Here is a 3,695-nt window from a genome sequence, read left to right as displayed (position 1 = left end):
TTATACAAGAGGTGAAGGGATGTTCAAAAAAATTATTGATTCTTTATTAGGAAAGAAAAAACATCGTTCGTATTCAAGTAGTGATTATCGTCATAGAGGGCGCTCGTATTCAAGTAGCGATAATAAACGACGTTCATCTGGTTATGGGCATCAGCATTATAAAAGAAAACGTAAAAGCCGTAGCTTCTTTTCAAGTAGCTGATGAAATGGCGTCGTATACTAGCTTTATTTGATAGACCACTGCGAAAAAATACAATCGTTGCAGAGCGTTATAAGATTGAATCAGTAATTGGAATGGGCAGTTATGGGGTTACATATGTCGTTAATGATTTACAAATAAATAAATATAAAGTCTTAAAACAATTAAGGCAAAGTAAACAAAGATATGAGTCTGGTAGAAAATCATTTGAGCAAGAGAAAGTGATTTTACAAACATTAAATCATGCGTCAATTCCTAATCTACATGATCATTTCATATGGGAGAAAAAGAACTTTTTTGTGATGGAGTATATGCCGGGGGAAAATTTCGAAGATCATATTTTCTTAGATGGGCAAGTATATGATGAACGTGAAGTTTTTGAAATTTTATATGAAGTACTAGGAATTGTTTCGTATTTTCATAGTAAAGGTATCATTCACCGAGATTTACGTATTCCAAACATATTAATGAAAGAAAATCAGATTAGTATTATTGATTTTGGATTGGCTAAATTGAAAGGTGAGGGTGATGAGCGAGCTATAACTTATGAAGGTGAACAAGCTTTGATGCGAGAAGTTCACTTTCGTAGCGACTTTTATGCGCTCGGTCATTTCGTATTATTTTTATTGTATGCTGGTTATGAATCGACTGAAAAAAAGGAAAAACCTTGGTATGAAGAGTTAGTGCTGGAAGAATATAATCGCGACATGCTAATGCGAATGTTACAAATGAAAGCGCCATACTATGAAAATGTACAAGATTTGAAAAAAGATGTAGCTTACGCTTTAGAAAGGATGGAGACCCCATGTTTCAAAAGTTTTTAGCAAGCGTTGGAATTGGAAGTGCAAAAGTAGATACTGTTCTTGAAAGAGATGAGTATACAGTTGGAGAAGAGATAGTAGGGAAGGTTCATATAACTGGAGGTTCAGTTAGCCAAGAAATTGAAAGCATTTACTTAACGTTGTCGACGTCATATGTAAGAGAAGTGGATGATAAAAAAGTAACTGCATCGTATGATTTAGAGCGAGTTCGTTTAACAGATCCATTTTCTGTAGAGCCAAATGAAAAAGTGGAAATTCCATTTTCGTTTTTAATGCCAATTGAAGCACCACTAACACTTGGAATGAAAACGGTTTGGGTTCATACAGGTCTTGATATTAAACGTAGTATTGATCCAAGTGACCGTGATTATATTCAAGTATTGCCGAATGCGCTATTGAACAGTGTATTAGCTAGTGTAAATCAATTAGGTTTTAAAGCGCGTCATATAGAATGCGAAGAATTACCGTATCGATTACGTAAGCAAGTTCCATTCGCGCAAGAATTTGAGTTTATTCCAGTTTCTGGAGAGTATTATGGGAAATTAGATGAATTAGAATTATTAATTTTGCCAAGTGCCCACGACCGATTAGAAATCATTATGGAAGTAGATAGAAAATCACGTGGATTGGCTGGTTTATTCGCAGAAGCGCTTGATCTTGATGAGAAGGTTATTCGCTTTACAGTAACAAACGAAGATATTCCAACGATGCAGCAAAAAATTAACAATAATATTTTTTAATAAACTATGCATAAAAAAGAAATGGAGAGGAAAACTAAAACAACCGCTCCATTTTTTTGCATAGTGAGGTTATGTATGTGAAACGATACCGACATTTATACTTGTTAAGTTGTACACTACTCATTTGTTTTGTCGCACTATCACTTTCGTATCATACCGCTTGTATTGAAAAATTTGATAATGTAGTCGCACACTTTATTCAAAGTTTCCGAAACGATTATTTGACAACCTATTTTACTTGGGTATCCTTTATCGGTTCAAAAAGAATATATTTCCCGTTACTCATTATACTTGTAATGTATTTTCTTCTTAGAAAAAAAATATTAAGTGCATTACTTCTAACAATTAATTATTACGGATCACGTTATTTGAACAGTATGCTCAAACTATGGTACGAACGAGCAAGACCTGATGTGACACAGCTTGTTACAGCAACTGGATATAGCTTTCCGAGCGGTCATACGATGAACGCTACTGCTTTTTTAGGATTTATTGCATACGTCACAATTACAGAAGATCGTATTTCATTGCATAAAAAGTTGCTGCTTATTTTTATAGCAAGCTTCGTTGTATTATCTATTTCAGTTAGCCGAATTTATCTTGGCGTGCACTATCCATCTGACATATTAGCCGGATGGGCAGCGGGCGGTAGCTGGCTCGTTTTATGTGTTATATTTCATAAGGCGTTCATTAAAAAAGAACCTATGTCATAATAGGTTCTTTTTGCATAGGCTCCACATGAATATGAGCATGGTAAATTCCGAATTTCTTTCGAAGCATATCTTCAATATTGTCAGTAATACAATGGCTTTCGCTAACATCCATTCGAGCATCTACTTCAATTGTAATATCTACATACGTTTGATTCCCATACATACGAGCGCGAATATCTACAATATGTTCCACACCTGAAATATGCTCGATAGCATCAGCATATTCATCCATTTTCTCAGGATCGATTCCATCCGTTAGCATATGAGAAGCTTCTACGAAAATTTCCCATGCAGTCTTACAAATAATAAAACCGACAATTAAAGCAGCGATAGGGTCTAAAATAGGCATTTTGAACTGTGCTCCGACAATACCTATTACTGTACCAATACTTACGAGAGCATCTGATAAATTATCTTTTGCAGCGGCTTCTAACGACTTACTCTTTGTTTGAATCGCAATCTTTTTCGTATATTTATATACGAAATACATTACGACGGCAGAAAATAAAGCAACCCACGCAGCGAGTACATTAGGCGCTGCTTGTTTCGGATTTAAAAACGATTGAATTGCACTAATCACAACTTCTAATCCGACCGTTGCCATAATAAAGGAAGCAACAAGTGATGCGATTTGTTCTGCACGCGAATGCCCATATGGATGATCTGGGTCACGAGGCTTACGAGAAATTTTTAGGCCAATTAATATTGCTAAAGAAGCACCAATATCCGTTAAGTTATTCAAACCGTCAGCACGTAATGCGCTAGAGAGGGTAATATAACTGATGATGATTTTCAAAGAGGATAAAAATATGTAGGCTATAATGCTGACAATAGCACCTTTATCAGCTTCTTTATGAGAAAGAGAATCCATTTTAATCACTCGCCTTTCTACAGGGAATTTCTTTCTATACATAGAGTATCAAACGAAACTCGTGTGGGTCTATACAAACATTGTTGACGTTTTATAGCTTTTTAAGAAGGGGATAACAAAGTTTCGTTAAGGAAAAATATGTTGAAAAGCACAAAGTGGAAATTTATTAAACAATTAATGCTGATTATGGCAAAAGGAAAGAGGGCGAGAATAATGATTCTCATAATTTATCCCGCATTAACGGGCAGTAAAACTTCCACCTCAAAATTCAGTTGGAGCAAAGAAGTTAGGTGGGAGATCAACTGCCCGTAAATGCCCGATTGGTGAAGGCTAATAATCAGTGGGGGATGA

At 35.5% G+C, this 3,695-nt stretch carries 5 protein-coding genes; 4 read left to right on the top strand and 1 reads right to left on the bottom strand.

Features of this window, described 5'->3' with window-relative positions; genetic code table 11:
- Positions 1 to 19: 19 nt before the first annotated feature.
- From AB3X48_RS19155 to AB3X48_RS19140, 4 genes are all read left to right on the top strand, one after another.
- Positions 20 to 202: a hypothetical protein gene (locus AB3X48_RS19155; protein WP_002141661.1), complete on the top strand. Its 183-nt coding sequence runs from the start codon at positions 20 to 22 to the stop codon at positions 200 to 202.
- Positions 202 to 1,023 carry a serine/threonine protein kinase gene (locus AB3X48_RS19150; RefSeq protein WP_002012642.1) on the top strand — a complete coding sequence of 274 codons (822 nt, stop codon included), beginning with the start codon at positions 202 to 204 and terminating at the stop codon, positions 1,021 to 1,023. The genes AB3X48_RS19155 and AB3X48_RS19150 overlap by 1 nt, the downstream gene beginning before the upstream one ends.
- A complete protein-coding gene (locus tag AB3X48_RS19145) occupies positions 1,005 to 1,760 on the top strand; it encodes a sporulation protein (protein ID WP_002157963.1) in 756 nt (251 codons plus the stop codon). The genes AB3X48_RS19150 and AB3X48_RS19145 overlap by 19 nt, the downstream gene beginning before the upstream one ends.
- A 77-nt stretch (positions 1,761 to 1,837) precedes the next feature.
- Positions 1,838 to 2,473 (top strand): phosphatase PAP2 family protein, encoded by a 636-nt coding sequence (locus AB3X48_RS19140; protein ID WP_002157962.1) that lies wholly within the window; start codon positions 1,838 to 1,840, stop codon positions 2,471 to 2,473.
- Here AB3X48_RS19140 and AB3X48_RS19135 read toward each other — a convergent pair.
- The gene (locus tag AB3X48_RS19135; RefSeq protein ID WP_002157961.1) at positions 2,463 to 3,344 is read right to left on the bottom strand and encodes a cation diffusion facilitator family transporter; all 882 of its coding nucleotides are present in this window, start codon (positions 3,342 to 3,344) and stop codon (positions 2,463 to 2,465) included. The genes AB3X48_RS19140 and AB3X48_RS19135 overlap by 11 nt on opposite strands.
- Between the last annotated feature and the right edge of the window lie 351 nt (positions 3,345 to 3,695).

The sequence above is a fragment of the Bacillus sp. S4 genome (genome assembly GCF_040838205.1).
Classification (GTDB): Bacteria; Bacillota; Bacilli; order Bacillales; family Bacillaceae_G; genus Bacillus_A; species Bacillus_A cereus_U.
The sequence above is the reverse complement of the archived record's forward strand: the minus strand, read 5'-3'. Positions and strand labels throughout refer to the sequence as shown.

Excerpts from the sequence above, each read along its gene's own strand:
- AB3X48_RS19155 (WP_002141661.1), top strand. The coding sequence starts at position 20 with ATGTTCAAAAAAATTATTGATTCTTTATTAGGAAAGAAAAAACATCGT.
- AB3X48_RS19150 (WP_002012642.1), top strand. The coding sequence starts at position 202 with ATGAAATGGCGTCGTATACTAGCTTTATTTGATAGACCACTGCGAAAA.
- AB3X48_RS19145 (WP_002157963.1), top strand. The coding sequence starts at position 1,005 with ATGTTTCAAAAGTTTTTAGCAAGCGTTGGAATTGGAAGTGCAAAAGTA.
- AB3X48_RS19135 (WP_002157961.1), bottom strand. The coding sequence starts at position 3,344 with ATGGATTCTCTTTCTCATAAAGAAGCTGATAAAGGTGCTATTGTCAGC.